The sequence below is a fragment of the Aquamicrobium aerolatum DSM 21857 genome, assembly GCF_900113935.1.
GTDB classification, from domain to species: Bacteria; Pseudomonadota; Alphaproteobacteria; order Rhizobiales; family Rhizobiaceae; genus Aerobium; species Aerobium aerolatum.
In genome coordinates, this window is the sequence record NZ_FORF01000010.1 from 1 (window position 1) to 20,037 (window position 20,037).

Consider the following 20,037-nt stretch of genomic DNA (forward strand, 5'->3'; position numbering starts at 1 on the left):
CCGCCGGGGCTTGGCCACGTTCGTCGTCAGCATCCGGTCAAGCTCTTCGCGCCATGCCCCCATCCGCGGATAGGGCTGATGCTTGCGCTCGTAGCGGAACTCGGTCTCGTCCGAGCGCAGCACCTTGCGCACCACTTTCCGTGAAACCTTCAACTCGCGGCAAATCGCCTTGATCGACTTGCCCTGAACCCGCGAAAGCCGGCGTATCTTTGCAATCGTCTCCACAATCAACATCCAAAACACAAATGCCTCCGATGAAACCGGAGGCATTTTGATGACCCCACGTTAAGGGGTCCCGTTTGGACGAAAATCACCCCTTAAACAGGGTCCTCATTCCATGAAAAATCACATTCAAACCGGCCGACTATCAAGGTTGGGAGGAAGACGATGAACCCAATATGTGCTTTGTAAGGCTATCGGACGTTGCGTCGGTAGATCGTGGCAGGTTCTCTCACAGGCCACGCAACTTGCCACAATTCTTCGGTGGCCCGTATCCTTTCGCGCAGACCGGAGACGTGGCTGCTGCAAGGGGCAGGGATTTTTCTGCGTCTCAGTTTCTTTCCGATGAAGGAGTGCAATACAGCAAGTCATTCCCTGCAGGGACCATTTTTCTGACAATTGCTGCTGTGATTGCTGCAACCGCGATTTCGGCCACGGAAACGTATTGCACTGACAGTGTAGTAGGTGTCGTCCCCAAAGATCCGTCCGACGTTGACTATCTCGAATATACCTTGCGCTTCACGAGGCCATACCTCGAGTTTGAGGTTGCGACGCAGACGGCGCAAAAGAATATAAATCTGGAGGTACTTCGACCGCTCACGATTCCTTGGCCAAGCAAAGAGGATCGGGACGCGATCGCGAAAGAACTTGCAGCGGCAGAAAGCGTGATTCGATCCATCGAAGCGCGGCAGGCCGCAACGAAGCAGCTCATGCATAAAATGTTACGCGCCAGTTTTGAGGTGCCCGCATGACCTTCACCGAATCCAGCACCGTGGAAGCCCATCTGCGCGACCTTCTCGCGGGCGCGGCCTCGGCCCGCCCGGCGCAACTCTCCATCGGCCTCGCCCGCACGGGCGGCAGGATCGCGGGCCTCGGCTGGCATTACGTCGTCCCCGCCGACCTTCCCCGCCAGCCGCAAGAGGTGCTGGTCGAACCCCATCTGCGCGACGCCCTGATCCGCCTGAACCCCGACATCGCCGCCAACCCCGGCCGGGCCGATGACGTGCTCTACCGCCTGCGCGCCATCGTCATGGGCGCGCGGTCGGACGGGCTGGTGAAGGCCAACGAGGAATTTGCCGCGTGGCTTCTGGGCGAACGGTCGATGCCCTTCGGCGCGAATGGCGAACACGTCACCATCCGCCTGATCGACTTCGACGAGATCGAGAAGAACAGCTTCGTCGTCACCCAGCAGTTCACCATCCGGGCGGGCAAGACGGAAAAGCGCGCCGATCTGGTGCTGCTGGTCAACGGCATTCCGCTGGTCCTGATCGAGGCCAAGACGCCGGTGCGGTCCAGCCAAAGCTGGCTCGACGCTGCCATTCAGGTGCATGACGACTACGAACGCAACGTGCCGGAACTGTTCGTGCCCAACATCTTTTCGGTCGCGACCGAGGGCAAGGAGTTCCGCTATGGCTCTGTCCGGATGCCGGTCGACATGTGGGGCCCCTGGCGCGACGGCGACGGCAAGCAATCGCTGGGCGAGGTGGAAAAGGCCGCCGCCTCGATGCTGCGCCCCGCGATGGTGCTCGACATGCTCGACAGCTTCACCGCCTTTGCCACGCAAAAGGGCAAGCACCGCATCAAGATCATCGCCCGCTATCAGCAGGTGGACGGCGTCAACAAGATCGTCGCGCGGGTCGTGGCGGGCCAGCCGCGCAAGGGGCTGATCTGGCATTTCCAGGGGTCGGGCAAATCGCTGCTCATGCTGTTCGCCGCGCGCAAGCTGCGGCTGCACCCGGCGCTGAAGAACCCCACGGTGCTGATCGTGGTGGACCGCATCGACCTCGACAGCCAGATCTCGGGCACCTTCTATGCCGCCGACATGGCCAACATGGTGCGCACGGAAAGCCGCAAGGAACTTGCCGATCTGCTGGGCAAGGATGCGCGGAAGGTGGTGATCACCACGATCCACAAGTTCGCCGAAGCCGACGGCGTGCTGAACGACCGCGACAACATCATCGTGCTGGTGGACGAGGCGCACCGAACGCAGGAAGGCGATCTGGGCCGCAAGATGCGCGAGGCGCTGCCGAACGCGTTCCTGTTCGGCCTGACCGGCACGCCCATCAACCGCGCCGACAAGAACACCTTCTACGCCTTTGGCGCCGACACGGACGATGGCGGCTACATGAGCCGCTATGGTCTGAACGACTCGATCCGCGATGGGGCGACGAAGGAGCTGCATTTCGAGCCGCGCCTGGTGGACCTGCACATCGACCAGAAGGCCATCGAGGAGGCCTATGCCGAGCTGACGCAGGGTCTGACCGACGAGGACCGGGATCGGCTGGGCAAGGCCGCTGCCAAGATGTCGATCTTGGTCAAGGCGCCCGAACGCATCCGCGCGATTTGCGGCGACATCGCCAAGCACTTCAAGGAGAAGGTCGCCCCGAACGGCTTTGGCGCGCAGGTGGTGACCTTCGACCGCGAGAGCTGTCTTCTCTACAAGCAGGAACTCGACCGCCACCTGCCGCCCGAGGTGTCCGACGTGGTGATCTCGGTCAACAGCGGCGAGCCCGAATATGCGGCCTTCAAGCGCGACCGCGATGCCGAGGAGAAGCTGCTCGACCGGTTCCGCGACCCGAAGGACCCGCTGAAGATCATCATCGTGACGTCGAAGCTGCTGACCGGCTTCGATGCGCCGATCCTGCAGACGATGTATCTGGACAAGCCGCTGCGCGACCACACGCTCTTGCAGGCGATCTGCCGGACGAACCGTCCCTATGGCGAGCAGAAGACGCATGGCCTGATCGTCGACTACCTCGGCATATTCGACGACGTGGCGCAGGCGCTGAAGTTCGACGAGGAAGGCGTGCAAAAGGCGGTGTCGAACATCGCCGAGCTGATCAACACCCTGCCGACCGCCCTGCAGAAGTGCCTGGCCTATTTCGCGGGCGTGGACCGCAGCCTGACCGGCTACGAGGGCCTGATCGCCGCGCAGGAATGTATCCCGAACAACGACCTGCGCGACGCCTTTGCGGCCGATTTCAGTGTTCTGGCGCGTATTTGGGAGGCGCTGTCGCCCGATCCGGTGCTGACGCAGTACGAGACCGATTATCGCTGGCTGGCGCAGGTCTACGAGTCGCTGAAGCCCTCCAGTGGCACAGGGCGGCTGTTGTGGCATCGGCTGGGCGCCAAGACCATCGAGTTGATCCACGAAAACGTCCATGTCGATGCGGTGCGGGATGATCTCGACACGCTGGTTCTGGATGCCGAACTGCTGGAGGCGGTTCTTTGCAACCCTGACCCGGAAAAGAAGGCCAAGGAAATCTCGGTCAAGCTGGCGGGCCGTCTACGGAAGCATGCGGGGAATCCGAAGTTCAGGGCGCTGGGCGAGCGCCTGGAGGACCTGAAGAACCGGCATCAGCAGGGTCTCCTGCTGTCGATCGACTTCCTGAAAGAGCTTCTTGCGCTGGCGAAAGACGTGGTGAGGACCGAACGCGAGACGCCGGAAGAAGAGGGCATCGACCGTGGCAAGGCGGCGTTGACGGAGTTGTTCGAGGAAGCCCGGAACGGCGACACGCCTGTGATGGTCAAGCGGGTCGTGGACGATATCGACGAGATCGTGCGCGCGGTCAGGTTCGACGGCTGGCAAGCCACGCACGCGGGTGAACGCGAGGTCAAGAAGGCGCTTCGCCAGACGCTCTTTCGCTACAAGCTGCACCAGGACGCAGAGCTGTTCGAGAAGGCATACGGCTACATTCGCGAGTATTACTGAACATGAAGGAATTGCTCGATAATGCGGTGTTTTCGATGGAGCTCGGTGTTGAGGACTACCAGACAAGCGACGAGCGTCGTGTGCTGTCCGCCATAAGCGACGATCACCACCCCGCAAATTGGACTTCAGATTCCCTCTCATGCCGAATCGCGTAACAAAAGTACGGATAAACCAAAGAAAATAACGACGCAATTACAGCGACTTACATCTCCGTACCCAATCCGCGCAGTCAGGAGCTTTGGAGAATATCGGCGGAGAGAGAACGAAATCAGCGATTCGGGCAGGTGGCGCAGTCAACAGCTTTGGCCCGATAACCCGCAGTTCCGCGCTGTTCCGGCTGGCAATTTCAAATTAGAGAATGATTCCAACAAGTTGGCTGGCGGAGAGGAAGGGATTCGAACCCTCGAGAAGCTTTTGACCTCTACTCCCTTAGCAGGGGAGCGCCTTCGACCACTCGGCCACCTCTCCACGGACGCCCCACTAACCCGCGCGCTTAAGGAACACAAGCGCTTTTGTGCGGATATCTGCGTCGTTTCGCAATTGCGCACCGATTCAGGCAGTTGAGTGCGGATATGGGTTTCCGTATCGTAAATCCGCAAATGCGCCATCTCTCGGGAAAAGACCGCCTTTGCACGCCCGGTGGACATGCGGGCGGACGAATCGAACTGGATGGGAGGCAGTCAATTGACCGAAGCGGCGCGGTTTGAGGGCGATTTCGATTATGTGATCCTCGGCGCGGGGACGGCGGGCTGTGTCCTTGCCAATCGCCTTACGGCGGATTCGAACAATCGCGTGCTGTTGCTGGAGGCGGGCGGGAGCGACAATTATCACTGGGTGCATATTCCCGTCGGCTACCTTTATTGCATCGGAAATCCGCGTACCGACTGGATGATGAAGACCGCCGCCGAACCCGGCCTGAATGGAAGGTCGCTGGTCTATCCGCGGGGCAAGGTTCTGGGCGGCTGCTCGTCCGTCAATGGCATGATCTACATGAGAGGGCAGGCGGCCGATTATGATGGCTGGCGTCAGATGGGCAATGCGGGATGGGGCTGGGACGACGTGCTGCCCTATTTCCTCAAATCTGAAGATCACCATGGCGGCGCATCGCAACATCACGGCGCTGGCGGCGAATGGAAGGTCGCCCGGCAAAGGCTGACCTGGGACATCCTTCATGCCGTCCAGGCTGGCGCGCAGGAGTTTGGCATCATGCCGCGCGCCGATTTCAACGATGGCGATAATGAGGGCTCCGGCTTCTTCGAGGTCAATCAGAGGCGCGGATTGCGCTGGAACACCGCGAAGGGTTTCTTGCGGCCGGCGCTTCGGCGCGGCAATCTGCGTCTCGTCACCCATGCGCTGGCGCGCCGTCTGGTGATGGAAGGAAAGCGCGTCACCGGAGTGGAGTTTTCACACGGTGGCCAGACCTATGTCGCCAAAGCGCGCGCGGAAGTGCTGCTGGCGGCAGGCGCGATCAACTCCCCCAAGATACTCGAATTGTCGGGCATCGGCCGTCCCGATATTCTTGGCCGGCTGGGCATCGACGTGACGCATCAAAGCGATGGAATCGGCGAAAACCTGCAGGACCATCTCCAGATTCGCACCGTCTACAAGGTCAATGGCGCGAAGACGCTGAACACGATGTTCAACAGCCGTGTTGGCAAGGCGATGATCGGGATGCGTTACGCCCTGATGCAGAATGGTCCGATGTCGATGGCCCCGAGCCAGTTCGGCATGTTCACCAAGTCCGATCCGTCGCTTGCGACGCCCGATCTTGAATATCACGTGCAGCCGCTCTCGACCGATCGGCTGGGCGATCCGTTGCATGCGTTCCCGGCCATCACCGTGTCGGTCTGCAATCTGCGGCCCGACAGCCGCGGGACGGTCCATCTCAGAACCACCGATGTGGCGGAGCAGCCGGACATTCACCTGAATTATCTGTCGGCTCCACGTGACCGCGACGTGGCATTGCGCTCGGTGCGTCAGGCCCGGCAGATCATGACGGCAGCGGCGCTGGCGCGATACGCTCCTGCGGAGATTCTGCCAGGACCGCATCAGCAGACCGACGAGCAGTTGCTGGCCGAAATCGGCAACATCGCCACGACGATCTTTCATCCGGTTGGCACATGCCGCATGGGGCAGGATCCACAGGCGGTCGTCGCGCCAGACCTGCGTGTTCATGGGCTGGACGGACTGCGCATTGTCGATGCCTCGATCATGCCGACCATCGTGTCCGGCAACACGGCTTCGCCCGTGGTCATGATCGCGGAGAAGGCGGCGGATATGATCCGTTCGGGGCGCGACCGGCAGCGGGTTTGATGGCGCTTGGTGGAACTGCCGTTGATGCTGCTAATTCATCGTCTGCCCCTTGACCCGCCTTGATAGCGGATGCAACACAAACAGGTGTCATGGTGTTGATCCAAAAACAGGATGCCAACGCCAATTCGGGAGTATCGCCAGAGCATGAAGCCTAACGAACAGCCCTCGGAGCCGAGATGGCTCGGCACTGCCTCGCCGAACCGCGTCGCTTTGATCGCGCCGATTTCGGTCGCTCGATGGTTGCTCGTGTTGGTGCTGGCGGCCGGCGTGTACTTCTTCCATGGCTTTCTGGTGCCGGTTCTGGCCGCCCTGGTCATCGGCTTTGCCAGCTGGCCGATCTACAGCGACATCCTGCGCCGCTGCGGCGGCAACCGGCCGCTTGCCGCGACGATCGCAATTCTCCTGATCCTGGCGTTTCTGATCGTCCCGCTGGTGATGGCGGTCAGCTACACGATCACGGAAGTGGGCGTCTGGTTCAACTGGGCCGTGGAGACCAACCGCACCGGTTCAGAGACGCCCGGCTGGATGGCGACGCTGCCGGGGGTTGGCCAGTGGGTCGATGAGCAATGGTACCGCTATATCGGACATCCGGGCGCCATCGGCGAACTGGTGCAGATCGTCAGCGGTGCCAATATCGGCAGCATCTATCGCGCCGTTCTTGCGGCGGGAACCGGCTTGTTCGATCTGATGCTGACCTTGCTGTTCATGATGATCGCGCTCTTCTTCGTCTATAAGGACGGCGAAAAGTTTGCCGGGCAGGTCGACACGCTGGGTGAGCGCATCTTGCCGGTACGTTGGAGCCGCATCTCCCGCGTCGTTCCTGCGACGATCAGTTCGACAGTCATGGGCATGACCCTGATCGCGATCGGCGAGGGGATCGTGCTCGGCGTGGCCTACTGGATTGCCGGAGTTCCTTCTCCGGTGACGCTGGGCGTGATCACGGGTGTGATGGCGCTGATTCCGGGCGGCGCGCCGCTGTCATTCACGCTGGTCTCGCTCTACCTGATTGCTTCGGGCTCACCGGTGGCTGGTCTTGCGCTTTTTGCATGGGGCGCGACCGAATTGTTCATCGTCGACAAGACGTTGCGTCCGCGACTGGTTGGCGGACCGATCAAGCTGCCGTTTTTGCCGACATTTTTTGGCCTCATCGGCGGGGTCAAGACGATGGGTTTCCTGGGACTGTTTATCGGTCCTGTCCTGATGGCGCTTCTGGTCGCTGTCTGGCGCGAATGGCTTCACGAAATGAGGGCAGCGCAGGTAAGTCCGGCATTTCCAGAAACACCTGCGGTCGAATTGCGGGAAACGGGATCTGCAGCGCCCTGAGGGGCGTTTCACCCAGGTGCGGGCATCATAAGGTTCAGGTCACGCAATTCGTGGGTTGACTGACACCGGTCTGATGTTGCTTTTCATTTCTAAGGTCCGGGCTTGCCCGTCTCCGTAGCCTCAATCTAGTTCTGTTGTTCATGACCGAAGCCAACCTTCTACTGCTACTGATAGTCCTTCCTTTCATGGGCAGCGTCCTTGCGAGCATGCTGCCGGGAAGCGCTCGTAATTCAGAAGCTTGGCTTTCAGGCGGGATTACTCTGGCGGCTTTCGCGATTGCGGTTTCTTTTTTCCCGACGCTGGCGCAGGGCGAGGTGATCAGCCGGCCGGTCGAGTGGCTGCCGGAATATGGTCTGAGCTTCACGTTGCGCATGGACGGTTTTGCGTGGCTGTTCACGATGCTGATTACCGGCATTGGCTTCCTCGTCGTGCTTTATGCGCGCTACTACATGTCGCCAAAGGATCCGATTCCGCGCTTTTTCTCGTTCCTGCTGGCATTCATGGGCGCGATGCAGGGCGTGGTCATTTCCGGAAACCTGATCTTGCTGGCGATCTTCTGGGAATTGACCAGCATTTTCTCGTTCCTGCTGATCGGCTACTGGCACCATAATCAGGCCGCGCGCGACGGCGCGCGCATGGCGCTGACGCTCACCGGCGGTGGCGGGCTTTGCCTCCTCGTCGGTCTGGTCATGATCGGGCACATGGTCGGCAGCTACGAACTGGACGACGTGCTGGCATCGGGCAACCTGATCCGCGAGCACGACCTTTACGCGCCCGCTTTGATTCTGATCCTCTTGGGGGCGCTGACCAAAAGCGCGCAGTTTCCGTTTCATTTCTGGTTGCCCAATGCGATGGCGGCCCCCACGCCCGTGTCGGCCTATCTGCATTCTGCGACAATGGTGAAGGCGGGTGTTTTTCTGCTCGCGCGACTTTGGCCGGTCCTTTCCGGTACGGATGAATGGTTCCTCATTGTCGGCTTTGCGGGCATGTCGACCTTGCTGCTGGGCGCATTCTTTGCGATTTTCCAACAGGATCTGAAAGGTCTGCTGGCTTATTCGACGATCAGCCATCTGGGGTTGATCACGACGCTTCTGAGCCTGGGCAGTCCGCTGGCGGCGGTCGCGGCGATCTTCCACATGATCAATCACGCCACGTTCAAGGCGTCGCTGTTCATGGCGGCCGGCATCATCGACCATGAGGCCGGTACGCGCGACATGCGCAGGCTGTCGGGGCTGTTCTCCTTCATGCCGTTCACCGCAACGCTGGCAATGGTGGCAGGTGCGGCGATGGCGGGTGTGCCGCTTCTCAACGGCTTCCTGTCCAAGGAAATGTTCTTTGCCGAAACCCTCGAGCAGCACCATGGCTCGTTGCTCGATGGTGTTGCACCCTATGTCGCGACCATCGCCGGCGCGTTTGCGGTCACCTATTCGGTGCGTTTCATCCATACGGTGTTCTTTGGTCCCAAGCCGGTCGACCTGCCGCGTATTCCGCATGAGCCGCCGCACTGGATGCGCCGGCCCATCGAGTTTCTTGTGCTGATGTGCCTGATCGTCGGCATCGTGCCGGGCCTGACCATCGGACCCTATCTGGATGTCGGTGTGCGTGCGGTGCTGGGGAGTCGGACGCCGGAATACAGTCTTGCTGTCTGGCACGGCTTCAACACGCCGATGCTGATGAGCGTGATCGCCCTGGTCGGAGGACTTCTGATCTATCTTGCGCTTCAGCGTTATCTGGCGAGGTCCGTGGATGGTGCGCCCTACCTTCGCAATTTGAAGGGACAGCGCATTTTCGAACGTATCCTGGTGACGATTTCCTGGCGCATGGCACGATGGGCGGAAGCCAATTTCGGCACCCGTCGTCTTCAGCCGCAACTTCGACTGGTGGTTTTTCTGGCCTTCATCGCGGGCCTGTGGCCGCTGTTCCGGGGAGGGTTCCAGCTGGAGCTTCCCAGACTGGCAGGTTTCGATCCGGTGTTTGCCGCCATCTGGTTCGTGGGGATCATCTGCGCGCTGGGGGCGGCGTATCAGGCGAAATATCACCGGCTGGCGGCCCTCGTGCTGATGGGCGGCGCGGGCATTGTCACCTGCATCACATTTGTCTGGTTCTCGGCCCCGGATTTGGCGGTCACGCAGTTGCTTGTCGAGATCGTCACCACCGTGCTCATCCTGCTCGGCCTGCGCTGGCTGCCGAAACGACTGGAAGCGGTCGACAATTCGGTAACCGCGCCGGCAAGGATGCGCCGTCACCGCGACTTCATCCTCGCGATGGTGAGCGGTGCCGGGATGGCGGTGCTTGCCTACACGATGATGACGACGCCCATGCCGGAAACCATTTCAGACTTCTTCATGACGCGCGCCTACAGCGAAGGCGGCGGCACCAATGTCGTCAACGTGATTCTGGTCGACTTCCGCGGTTTCGATACGCTGGGTGAGATCACCGTTCTTGGCATCGTGGCGCTCACCGTCTTTGCGCTTCTGCGTCGTTTCCGCCCTGCGTTCGACAGTATCGGCGTGACGGAACAGCAGCGCATCCAGAATGAATTTGACGATGCTGCCGCAGACCGGGAGATCGGCGCGACCGTGCGCGACTATCTGATGGTGCCGTCCGTCATCATGCAATGGATGTTCCCGGTCATCATCACCATCTCCGCCTACCTCTTCCTGCGTGGTCATGATTTGCCCGGTGGCGGCTTTGCTGCCGGCATCGCGCTGGCGATCGGGTTCCTGCTTCAGTATCTGGCGGGCGGAACGCGGTGGGTCGAAGACCGCCTGCGCATTCTGCCGGTGAAATGGATCGGCTTCGGGTTGCTGATTGCCGCTTTCACAGGCATGGGCTCCTGGCTGTTCGGGTTCCCGTTCCTCACCTCGTTCTTCCGCTATGTGGAGATTCCTTACATCGCGAAAATGCCTGCCGCGTCTGCCCTGCTGTTTGATCTGGGCGTGTTCGGTCTGGTCGTCGGCGCCACGGTGCTGATGCTGATCGCAATTGCCCACCAGTCCATCCGTAGTCATCGTGCCCGCGCGGTCGAAGCCGCCAGGGCGGAGGAGGGCTGATGGAACTCGTGCTTGCTCTCGGTATCGGCTTTCTCGTCAGCTCCGGCGTCTGGCTGATCCTGCGTCCGCGCACCTATCAGGTCATTATCGGCCTGAGCCTGCTTTCCTATGCGGTCAACCTGTTCATCTTTTCGATGGGCCGACTTGTGGTCGACCGGCCTCCGGTCCTGCCCGGCGCGGGGACGGTGGATCCTGCGGCTTATGCCGATCCGTTGCCACAGGCTCTTGTGCTCACCGCAATCGTCATCGGCTTTGCCACCACCGCGCTTTTTCTGGTGGTTCTGCTCGCCGCGCGCGGCCTGACCGGCACTGACCATGTTGATGGCAGGGAGCCGGAGCGTTGATCATGGCCCCCGAACATCTCATCATTGCACCGATCATCATCCCGCTTGTGGCGGGTGCATTGCTGTTGCTCTTCGATGATCGCGAACGCCGTCTGAAGGCGACGATCTCGATGCTGACCGCCGTTGCGCTGCTGGTGGTATCGATTGCGCTGCTGCGCATCACGCATGCCGATGGCGTGGCGGATGATGGTCGCGTCGTGGTCTATCTCCTGGGCAATTGGCCGCCGCCCTTTGCCATCGTGCTGGTTCTGGACCGGCTGTCGGCGATGATGCTCGTGCTGACCGCAGTCATTTCACTGCCTTCGCTGCTGTTTGCGGCAGGGCGGTGGAACAAGGCCGGTCCGCACTATCACACCTTGTTCCTGTTCTTGCTCATGGGGCTGAACGGCGCTTTCCTGACAGGTGACCTGTTCAACCTGTTCGTGTTTTTCGAGGTGATGCTGGCCGCTTCCTATGGCCTGATGCTGCATGGCTCCGGCACGCAGCGCGTGCGCGCGGGCCTGCACTATATCGCCATGAACCTTCTGGCGGCGCTGCTGTTCCTCATCGGTGTGGCCATGATCTACGGCGTCACCGGTACGCTGAACATGGCTGATCTGTCGCTGCGCATTCCCCATGTCGCGCCGGAAAACCAGATGCTTCTGGAAGCGGGCGCTGCCATTCTCGGAATTGCCTTCCTCATCAAGGCGGGGATGTGGCCGCTGGCGTTCTGGCTGCCCACTGCCTACACCGCTGCACCGGCTCCCGTTGCGGCGATCTTTGCGATCATGACGAAGGTCGGGGTCTATGTGATCCTGCGCCTGTCTCCGCTGTTCTTCGACGGAACCGGCTCCAGCGTCAGCGGGTTCGGCGCCAATTTCCTTTTCGTCGGCGGCATGGCAACCATCGTGTTCGGCACGATCGGGGTGCTGGCATCCCAGGCTTTGGGCCGTCTCGCCGGTTTCTCGGTGCTGGTCTCGTCGGGAACCTTGCTGGCCGCGATGGGGCTGCTCCAGGTCGATGTCACGGCGGGTGCGCTCTATTACCTCGCCAGTTCGACGCTTGCCGTCAGTGCCCTGTTTTTGCTGATCGAGCTGGTCGAGCGCGGTCAGGACGCGGTCGCGAACGTTCTTGCCGTGACGATGGAGGCCTTTGGCGAAGGCGAGGAGGACGAAGAGTTCGACGAGGAGGTTGGCGTCGCCATCCCCGGCACGCTTGCTTTGCTCGGCATCAGCTTTGCCGTGTGCGGCATTCTCGTCGCTGGCTTTCCGCCACTATCCGGCTTCGTCGCCAAATTTGTCATGTTGACAGCGGCGCTGAACCCGGTCGGCATGGGCAATGGCGGCGAGATCTCATCCATGGCGTGGTGGTTCTCGGCGATGCTGATCATTTCCGGTTTTGCGGCGATGATTTCGATCAGTCGCGCCGGCATCCGTGCCTTCTGGGCGCCGGTGGAGGAAAATGTTCCCCGCGTGCTGTTGGTCGAGATCATCCCGGTCGGCGTGCTCCTGGCTCTGACGCTGGCAATCACCATTCAGGCCGGGCCGATCATGCGCTTCATGGAGGCGACCGCCGCAAGCCTGCATGATCCGCGGTCCTATGTTGAGGGCGTCATGCAGGCGCCACGGGTCGAACGCGCGACACCGGAGGCCGGGCAATGAGGCGGCTCATCCCTTATCCGCTGATGATGGCATCGCTGCTGCTGATGTGGCTGCTGCTGGCCGGCTTCACTGTCGGACAATTCATCGTCGGCATCGGCGTCGCCTTGCTCGCAGGGCAGGGGCTTGCCGCGCTGCATCCCGCCAGTCCGCGCCTGCGCCGCTGGGATCTGATTCCAAAGCTGATCGGCATTGTGCTGTACGACATCGTGCTGTCGAATATCGAAGTGGTGAAGATCATCGTCACCGGCGACCGTCGCGGACGGCGTGCCGGTTTCGTGAACATTCCGCTTGAACTGCGCGACCCCATCGGTCTGGCGATCCTGTCGGTGATTGTCACGAGTACGCCGGGAACGGCGTGGATGGACTACGATTCCTCCCGCAGCACGGTCCTGCTGCATGTTCTTGATCTGGTCGATGAAGAGGCGTGGGTTGATACCATCAAGGATCGCTACGAGTTTCTGTTGAGGGAGATCTTTGAATGAGCGCCACAATTCTCCTTTGGTCGGTCACGATTGCGCAGGGCGCGCTTGCACTGGCGATGTGCTTTGCCCTGATCCGCATGATGCGCGGGCCGCGCGCGCAGGACCGCGTCCTTGCGCTGGATACGCTGTATCTGAACTCGATGCTGATGCTGCTGTCGTTTGGAATTCGAACCGGCAATGACATGTATTTCGAGGCTTCGCTGATCATCAGCGTTCTCGGCTTCGTCTCGACGGGCGCTTTGGCCAAGTTCCTCATGCGCGGCGAGGTGATCGAATGAGCCATGCCGCTGATCTGCCCGTCTGGGTTGCCGTCCTGGTGTCGGCATTCCTGCTGTTGGGCGCTTTTCTCACCCTCGTTGGCTCAATCGGGTTCTATCGCTTCAAGTCCTTCTACGAGCGCATCCACGCTCCGACGCTGGGCACGAGCTGGGGCACGGCGAGCATCGTGATTTCATCGATGATTCTGTTTACGGTGCTTCAATCTCGCCCGGTCTTCCACGAGATCCTGATCGGGATCTTTGTGACGGTGACGACGCCGGTGACACTGATGCTGCTGGGTCGCGCGACGCTCTATCGCGATCGCTCCGAAGGAAACCCAGGCGTCCCGCCGATGGATGCCCCTCTCAGCGGGCGGCGCGATACCGAGCGCCGCTAAATCCAGCTCCGATCCGCTGTTGAAGCATGTCTCCCCGAAAGTGGGAACCGGTTTGCGGACAAAGACATACGTTAAAACAAGGCGCTAAAGCGCAAGGTGCGAAGCTGAAAGATGGCGACGCGCTTTAGGAACTGGACTGAGTGTCATTCCTTCGAATGTCCGAGCTGCGTGCGCTCGAAGCCGATCACCACGAAGAGCGCCATGATGAGCGGGATGATCAGGTAGAGCAGCCTGAACACAAGCAGTGCGGCCAGTACGTCGGCCGGGTCCATCTCCGGAAGGCCGGTGATGAAGACCAGCTCCAGCACGCCAAGTCCGCCCGGCGCGTTCGACAGCAGCGCGGCCGAGAAGGAGATCAGGAAAATACCCAGGATGACGAGATATCCGGGGTTTCCCGCTTCGGGCAGCACGAAATAGATGATCGCCGCAGCGCCGATCAGCTCCAGCGGCGCGACCAGCAATTGACGCGCCACGATTGGCAGGCGCGGATAGTGAACCTGCAGGCTGCCGAGGCGAAGTGGCTTGAAGTGCAGCGCGCTGCCGATGACATAAATCGCCACGAGCATCAGCAGAAAGATCCCGGTCGCCGACGATGCCGCCATGGGCATGACATCGACAAACCGTTCGAACAGGGCTGGCTCCAGCAGGAAGACGATCCCCGTCAGCATGATTGTGCCGAGCGCGAAGGTGAACGAGCAGAACGCGACGAGCACGCCGACTTCAGCACCGCTCAGCCCTTTGGCGGTGTAGGCGCGGTAGCGTACAACGGAACCGGAGAAAACCGAGGCTCCGATATTGTGAGAGAGCGCATAGGTGGTGAAGGAGCACACCGTGACGAACAGCCAGTTCACCTTGCGGCCCAGATGCATAAGCGCCAGGCGATCATATCCGGCCAGCGCACCGTAGGCGAGCAGGGTGGCGCAGATGGCAAGCGTCCAGTCCTTGCCCGAGATGGCCATGAGACTGTCCCAAAGCTCGTCCAGAGAAAGACCGCGCAGTTCGTGATAGAGAAGCCAGATCGAGAAGATTACTGCCGCAAAACCGACTGCCGGCCAGATGTATTTTTTCGCGTTCAACCGTCATTATCCTCTCGCTGACGCCATTCGCACGGCGCCGCTTTACTCTCATCACGCACTTTCGGCTGCGTCCTCACGTCTTTGCTGACAATCGAAAGAGACCGACCGGACCGCAAAACTGGTGAGATTCCCACGTTTTGGCGCGGCATCAGTCACGAGATGTAACGCATTGTAAAAACGGTAATGGTTAAGGAAACAAGCGATTTCTGCAGGGTGCGGGCAAAGCCGGCGAAATTTGCCGACAAATGCGCGTCCGCAGGATCGCCTTCTCGCCTGCTGGCATATTTTGTGCGGGTTTCCGACAATGGCCACTCCTTCGCATTTGCGCTCGCAAACTTGCGCTTCCTGTGGACGAAGCACCTCCTGGATGGTTGGAAGCTGGAGCTGTAAGCCCTATGTTCACGGCGATTTTCTGACGTAATGGATCAACATGGCCACCGACACCAAGCGCCTCAGCACACTCATCGCTACCGAAATCAACGCGCGGGCCGATCAGGCGCTTGCGGCGATCACCCTTCTGGATGAAGGCGCTTCGGTGCCGTTTATCGCGCGCTATCGAAAGGAAGTGACCGGCGGACTGGACGACACGCAGCTGCGCTTGCTCGCCGAACGCCTGTCCTATCTGCGTGAGATGGACGCGCGCCGCAGCACCATCGTCGAATCGATCCGCTCGCAGGGCAAGCTGACCGAAGAGCTTGAGGCGCGCCTTGCAGCCGTCAGCACCAAGGCTGAACTGGAAGACATCTATCTTCCTTATAAGCCGAAGCGCCGTACGCGAGCCGAGATCGCGCGCGAGCGTGGGCTGGGTCCGCTGGCCGAAGCAATCTGGGCAAACCGTGCCGCGCGTCCGGCCGATCTGGCTGCCAGCTATCTCACTGCCGATGTTCCCGACGTGAAGACAGCGCTGGACGGCGCACGCGACATCATTGCCGAGCAGATCGCCGAAAATGCCGATCTCGTTGGCAAACTCCGCTCCTATATGCGCGAGCGCGCGTTCCTTCGTGCTGCGGTGGTTGCCGGCAAGGAGGAGGCGGGTGCGAAGTTTTCCGATTATTTCGACCATGTCGAGCGTTGGGCCACTGCGCCGAGCCATCGTGCGCTGGCGATGCTGCGCGGCCGCAACGAAGAAGTGCTGTCAGTCGGGATCGAGGTCGACGCTGACGACACCTCGGCGGTCAAACCGGTCGAGCGTATGATCGCGGACGCCTTCAGCATCGGTCGCCAGCAAGATGGTGACAAATGGCTGATGGAGGTCGCCGGCTGGACGTGGCGCGTGAAGCTGTCCTTGTCCTTGTCGCTGGATCTGATGCGTGAATTGCGCGAACGGGCCGAAGATGAGGCGATCAGGGTGTTCGCCCGCAACCTGAAGGATCTGCTTCTTGCGGCCCCCGCTGGTGCCCGCGCGACCCTCGGGCTGGACCCCGGCATCCGCACCGGCGTCAAGGTCGCGGTCGTGGACGGGACCGGTAAGCTGCTCGACACCTCGACGGTCTATCCGTTCCAGCCGCGCAACGATGTGCGTGGCGCGCAGGCGGAACTGGCCACCTTGATCGTGAAGCACAAGGTCGAGCTGATCGCGATTGGCAACGGCACCGGTAGCCGGGAAACCGAAAAGCTCGTTGCTGATCTGCTTGCCGCGCTTCCGGCGCAGCCCGATGGCAAGAAGCCGCTGAAGGTGATCGTCAGTGAAGCGGGGGCGTCGGTCTATTCTGCGTCAGCTGCCGCCGCTGCCGAGTTTCCCAACCTTGACGTGTCGTTGCGCGGTGCGGTGTCGATTGCCCGCCGCCTGCAGGATCCGCTTGCTGAACTGGTGAAGATCGAGCCGAAGGCAATTGGCGTCGGCCAGTATCAGCACGATGTTGACCAGCACAATCTCGGACGCAGCCTCGACGCGGTGGTCGAAGATGCGGTGAACGCTGTCGGTGTCGATCTGAATACAGCTTCAGCGGCACTGCTGGCCCATGTCTCTGGCCTCAGCTCTTCGCTGGCGGAGGCAATTGTGCTGCACCGTGACGCAAATGGTCCGTTCGCCAGCCGCCGCGAGCTTCTGAAAGTCAGTCGCCTTGGACCGCGTGCCTTCGAGCAGTGCGCCGGCTTCCTGCGCATTCGGGATGGTACCGAGCCGCTGGACGCGTCTGCGGTTCACCCCGAGGCCTATGGCGTTGCGCGAAAGATCGTCACGGCCTGCGGGCGCGACCTGCGCGCGCTGATGAGCGATCCGACCGCGCTGCGCTCGATTGATCCGCGCAGCTTCGTCGATGACAAGTTTGGCCTTCCGACCGTCCGGGACATCATCGCTGAACTGGAAAAGCCCGGTCGCGACCCGCGTCCGGAGTTCAGGACTGCAACTTTTGCTGACGGCGTCGACGACATCAACGATCTCAAGGTCGGAATGATGCTGGAAGGGACCGTCACCAACGTCGCCGCCTTTGGTGCGTTCGTGGACATCGGTGTGCATCAGGACGGCCTCGTTCACGTGTCGCAACTTGCGGATCGCTTCATCAAGGATGCGCATGAGGTGGTGAAGGCCGGCGACGTGGTGAAAGTGCGCGTCGTCGATGTCGATGTGAAGCGCAAGCGGATTGCCCTGAGCATGCGCAAGGATGCTGCTGACGATGTGCGTCCAGCCGGGCGCGGCGATATTCGCAAGCCTGCCGGCAATCCGCGCAACAATGATCGCAAGTCCGCTGGCGGCCGCGATAGTGGAACATCGATGGGCGCGTTTGGCGCTGCGCTGGCGGATGCGTTCAAACGCAAATAACGCTTGGCACTGAATGCGAAGGTCGGCGGGTGAACATCATGAAGAGAACAACCGCCGACCAACCCCACCGCCCTTGGCTGCGTCTGTTCATCATCGCAGTTGCCGCCGCCCAGACATTGTTCATCCTTGCCCAGATCGGCTCAATGGCCCTCGCGCGCCATCTCTGGCTGGCGGATCTTGCGAATTTCATCCGTCTCCATTTGATGATTGTCGGCGTCTCGCTGGCGCTTCTCGGCCTTTTGCTCCCCGCTCGATCAACGCGCATCGGTGCCGTCGTCGCTTTTGCGGTCGCGGTCGCACCCTATCTGTTGTTGCTGCCCCCGGCTTCCTATCTCGGCGGCGTCGAAATCAGGATCGTGTCGGCCAATGTTCTGGTTGAGAACCAGCACCCGGAAGACTTCGTTGCCTTGGCGGATGTGCGCGAGGCGGATGTTCTGGTCCTGCAGGAGATGCGACCCGTCTGGCAGGACCGTCTGATCGAGACAGGCATCTGGGCTCATGAGAGTTCACGCGACTTGCGTTCCAGAACTGACATGAAGGTGTTCAGCCGCTTTCGGGTGCTGAATGAAACCGTCATATCGGCCGAAAGCGACGATACCGGCGGACGCCACCCGTTGCGGCTGGAACTGGACGTGGAAGGCCGTACACTGATTGTATACGCCATTCACGCGCAGACGCCGCGCAGTTCGCGGATGTGGCGCGAGCGTACCGCCTATTTTCGCGATCTGGCTCAGGCCGTCGGCGCCGAGCGTCCGGACGCAGCGGTCATTCTCGTCGGCGACTGGAACACGCCGCCATTCTCGCCCCTCTATAAAGACCTGCTCGCACAGGTCGGCTATGCGCGCGCAGATGCAAGCCTGGTTCCGCACGCGACTCGATTCAGTCTGCGACTCGCTGCCTTGCCGCAAATCGGCGTGCCGATCGATCACATCGTGCTTTCTCCAAATGTCGGGGCGGTTTCGTTGCGAACCAGCGAGAAATTCGGCTCAAATCACCTGGCAATCGTGGCGCGGGTCTCGCTGCCATAGCGCCGAATTTGCCGGTTTGGGTCGCTTCGTTGCGTGTCGAATCGTGAAAATCAGCGAAATTGACCGAATTTCCCGCCCGTTTTGCTGTTTTGGGGCCCGCGCGGGTGTCTCAAGTTAACAGAACCTTACTCGCCCCGTCGAAATCGTGTCTTTTGTGCAACAACGGTTTTGGATCACGCTTCTGCGATTGGTCTTGGCGCTTGAACGCTGTTGAACGAAGCGTCGGTCCGCGTATTGTCGACATCGAAGAAGGGGCACGCAAGAGCGTCTTTTTCGATGCAGGGGATGGGGCAGGGAAACGCTGTCCTTCAGCAAATTAATACCCAGACCCAACTATTAACTTTTGACTGGAGGTCAGAAAATGAACATTAAGAGCCTTCTTCTCGGCTCCGCAGTGGCTGCTGTCGCTGTTACCGGCGCTCGCGCTGCAGACGCAATCATCATCGCTGAGCCAGAGCCGCTGGAATACGTTCGCGTTTGCGACACCTACGGCGTTGGCTACTTCTACATCCCAGGCACCGAAACCTGCCTCCGCATCGGCGGCTGGCTGCGTTACGAAATCCACAAGCGTGACGGCGTTGACGGTTGGGGCAAGCGCGCTCGTTCGCGTCTTGAGTTCAACACCCGTAACGAATCCGAGCTCGGCACCGTTGCTGGCTACCTGCGCATTGAGCACTCGCACGACGCTCTGACTGCAGCTGGCGGCGCAGTGATGAACGAGAACTTCCAGTACTCGCTCGGCGTTGGCGGCCTGGAAATGGGTTACCGCGACTCGACCTACACGCGTTGGTTCGGCTACGGCGGGTTCACCGATGACGGCAACGTCTACGGCTACAACAAGAACCACTACATCAGCTACACCTTCTCGGGTGACGGTTTCACCGGCTTCGTGTCGATGGACCACGACAACAGCAGCAACTACATGCCTGACCTGGCAGCCGGCGTCGGCGGCAAGTTCGGCAACGTTGAAGCTCTTGCAACCATCGGTTACGACGAGAGCCTCGAGTCGGTTGCTCTCCGCGGTAAGCTGACTGCAGACTTCGGTGGCGTGCAGGCTCGCCTCGCAGGCTTCTACGCAAGCCGTACCAACATCGGTGCAAACCGTTACTGGAACGCTCCGATCTCCAACGGCGGTCTGGCTGAGTGGTCGATCATGGGTGGCCTTCAGGCTCCAGTTGGCGAGCGCACCACTGTTGCTGTCGACGCTCAGTACTTCGACGGCGGCGACTGGCGCTTCGTTGGTAACGTGAACCACCAGATCGCAACCGGTCTGTCGGCTCTCCTCGAAGTCAACCACCGCGTGAACAACGCAGCTGGCGTTCCGGACAGCACCGGCGGCTTCCTGCGCTTCCAGCGTTCGTTCTAATCAGCTGATCAGTTGATTTGAGGGAAAGCCCGGCTTCAAGCCGGGCTTTTTCTTTTGGGGCCTGT

Annotated in this window: 15 protein-coding genes, 1 tRNA gene and 1 pseudogene; 13 read left to right on the forward strand and 4 right to left on the reverse strand. The window is 60.7% G+C overall.

Annotated elements, in window-relative coordinates; genetic code table 11:
• Nucleotides 1-234 (reverse strand): annotated as a pseudogene (locus tag BMZ42_RS09455) (IS21 family transposase); the annotation flags it as partial.
• Nucleotides 235-398: 164 nt separating this feature from the next.
• On the opposite strand from BMZ42_RS09455, the gene BMZ42_RS09460 reads away from it, so the two are divergent.
• Together BMZ42_RS09460 and BMZ42_RS09465 are read left to right on the forward strand one after the other, a co-directional pair.
• The gene (locus BMZ42_RS09460) at nt 399-971 is read left to right on the forward strand and encodes a restriction endonuclease subunit S (protein ID WP_091521492.1); all 573 of its coding nucleotides are present in this window, start codon (nt 399-401) and stop codon (nt 969-971) included.
• A complete protein-coding gene (locus BMZ42_RS09465) occupies nt 968-3,931 on the forward strand; it encodes a type I restriction endonuclease subunit R (RefSeq protein ID WP_091521494.1) in 2,964 nt (987 codons plus the stop codon). The genes BMZ42_RS09460 and BMZ42_RS09465 overlap by 4 nt, the downstream gene beginning before the upstream one ends.
• 377 nt (nt 3,932-4,308) lie before the next feature.
• Here the strand turns inward: BMZ42_RS09465 and BMZ42_RS09470 are convergent.
• Nucleotides 4,309-4,399: transfer RNA gene (locus BMZ42_RS09470), tRNA-Ser, on the reverse strand.
• A 201-nt stretch (nt 4,400-4,600) separates the two neighbouring features.
• On the opposite strand from BMZ42_RS09470, the gene BMZ42_RS09475 reads away from it, so the two are divergent.
• The 8 genes from BMZ42_RS09475 to mnhG all read left to right on the forward strand — a co-directional run bounded on the left by BMZ42_RS09475 (nt 4,601) and on the right by mnhG (nt 13,741).
• Nucleotides 4,601-6,244: a GMC family oxidoreductase gene (locus tag BMZ42_RS09475; protein ID WP_091521846.1), complete on the forward strand. Its 1,644-nt coding sequence runs from the start codon at nt 4,601-4,603 to the stop codon at nt 6,242-6,244.
• 144 nt (nt 6,245-6,388) lie between these two features.
• Nucleotides 6,389-7,567, forward strand: coding sequence for an AI-2E family transporter (locus BMZ42_RS09480; protein ID WP_091521496.1), 1,179 nt, complete (start codon nt 6,389-6,391; stop codon nt 7,565-7,567).
• Nucleotides 7,568-7,707: 140 nt separating this feature from the next.
• Complete coding sequence (locus BMZ42_RS09485) at nt 7,708-10,620, forward strand: monovalent cation/H+ antiporter subunit A (protein ID WP_091521499.1); 2,913 nt, start codon at nt 7,708-7,710, stop codon at nt 10,618-10,620.
• Complete coding sequence (locus BMZ42_RS09490; protein ID WP_091521501.1) at nt 10,620-10,964, forward strand: Na+/H+ antiporter subunit C; 345 nt, start codon at nt 10,620-10,622, stop codon at nt 10,962-10,964. Before BMZ42_RS09485 ends, BMZ42_RS09490 begins: the two co-directional genes overlap by 1 nt.
• Before the next feature lie 2 nt (nt 10,965-10,966).
• A complete protein-coding gene (locus tag BMZ42_RS09495) occupies nt 10,967-12,604 on the forward strand; it encodes a monovalent cation/H+ antiporter subunit D (protein ID WP_244523217.1) in 1,638 nt (545 codons plus the stop codon).
• Nucleotides 12,601-13,086: a Na+/H+ antiporter subunit E gene (locus BMZ42_RS09500; RefSeq protein ID WP_091521511.1), complete on the forward strand. Its 486-nt coding sequence runs from the start codon at nt 12,601-12,603 to the stop codon at nt 13,084-13,086. Before BMZ42_RS09495 ends, BMZ42_RS09500 begins: the two co-directional genes overlap by 4 nt.
• Nucleotides 13,083-13,364 (forward strand): K+/H+ antiporter subunit F, encoded by a 282-nt coding sequence (locus tag BMZ42_RS09505; RefSeq protein WP_091521514.1) that lies wholly within the window; start codon nt 13,083-13,085, stop codon nt 13,362-13,364. Before BMZ42_RS09500 ends, BMZ42_RS09505 begins: the two co-directional genes overlap by 4 nt.
• Entirely contained in the window at nt 13,361-13,741 is a 381-nt protein-coding gene (gene mnhG, locus BMZ42_RS09510; protein WP_091521516.1) for a monovalent cation/H(+) antiporter subunit G, read from the forward strand. The genes BMZ42_RS09505 and mnhG overlap by 4 nt, the downstream gene beginning before the upstream one ends.
• Nucleotides 13,742-13,884: 143 nt before the next feature.
• On the opposite strand, the gene BMZ42_RS09515 is transcribed toward mnhG, so the two are convergent.
• Together BMZ42_RS09515 and BMZ42_RS17985 are read right to left on the reverse strand one after the other, a co-directional pair.
• Nucleotides 13,885-14,817 carry a lysylphosphatidylglycerol synthase transmembrane domain-containing protein gene (locus BMZ42_RS09515; RefSeq protein WP_091521519.1) on the reverse strand — a complete coding sequence of 311 codons (933 nt, stop codon included), beginning with the start codon at nt 14,815-14,817 and terminating at the stop codon, nt 13,885-13,887.
• A gap of 152 nt (nt 14,818-14,969) precedes the next feature.
• On the reverse strand, nt 14,970-15,122 hold the full coding sequence (locus BMZ42_RS17985) for a hypothetical protein (protein ID WP_175556686.1): 153 nt from the start codon (nt 15,120-15,122) through the stop codon (nt 14,970-14,972).
• 125 nt (nt 15,123-15,247) lie between these two features.
• Between BMZ42_RS17985 and BMZ42_RS09525 the strand changes: the two genes are divergently transcribed.
• The 3 genes from BMZ42_RS09525 to BMZ42_RS09535 all read left to right on the forward strand — a co-directional run bounded on the left by BMZ42_RS09525 (nt 15,248) and on the right by BMZ42_RS09535 (nt 19,972).
• Complete coding sequence (locus tag BMZ42_RS09525) at nt 15,248-17,578, forward strand: Tex family protein (RefSeq protein WP_091521523.1); 2,331 nt, start codon at nt 15,248-15,250, stop codon at nt 17,576-17,578.
• A 38-nt stretch (nt 17,579-17,616) separates the two neighbouring features.
• A complete protein-coding gene (locus tag BMZ42_RS09530; RefSeq protein WP_244523218.1) occupies nt 17,617-18,606 on the forward strand; it encodes an endonuclease/exonuclease/phosphatase family protein in 990 nt (329 codons plus the stop codon).
• A gap of 361 nt (nt 18,607-18,967) precedes the next feature.
• A complete protein-coding gene (locus tag BMZ42_RS09535; RefSeq protein ID WP_091521525.1) occupies nt 18,968-19,972 on the forward strand; it encodes a porin in 1,005 nt (334 codons plus the stop codon).
• Nucleotides 19,973-20,037 lie beyond the last annotated feature (65 nt).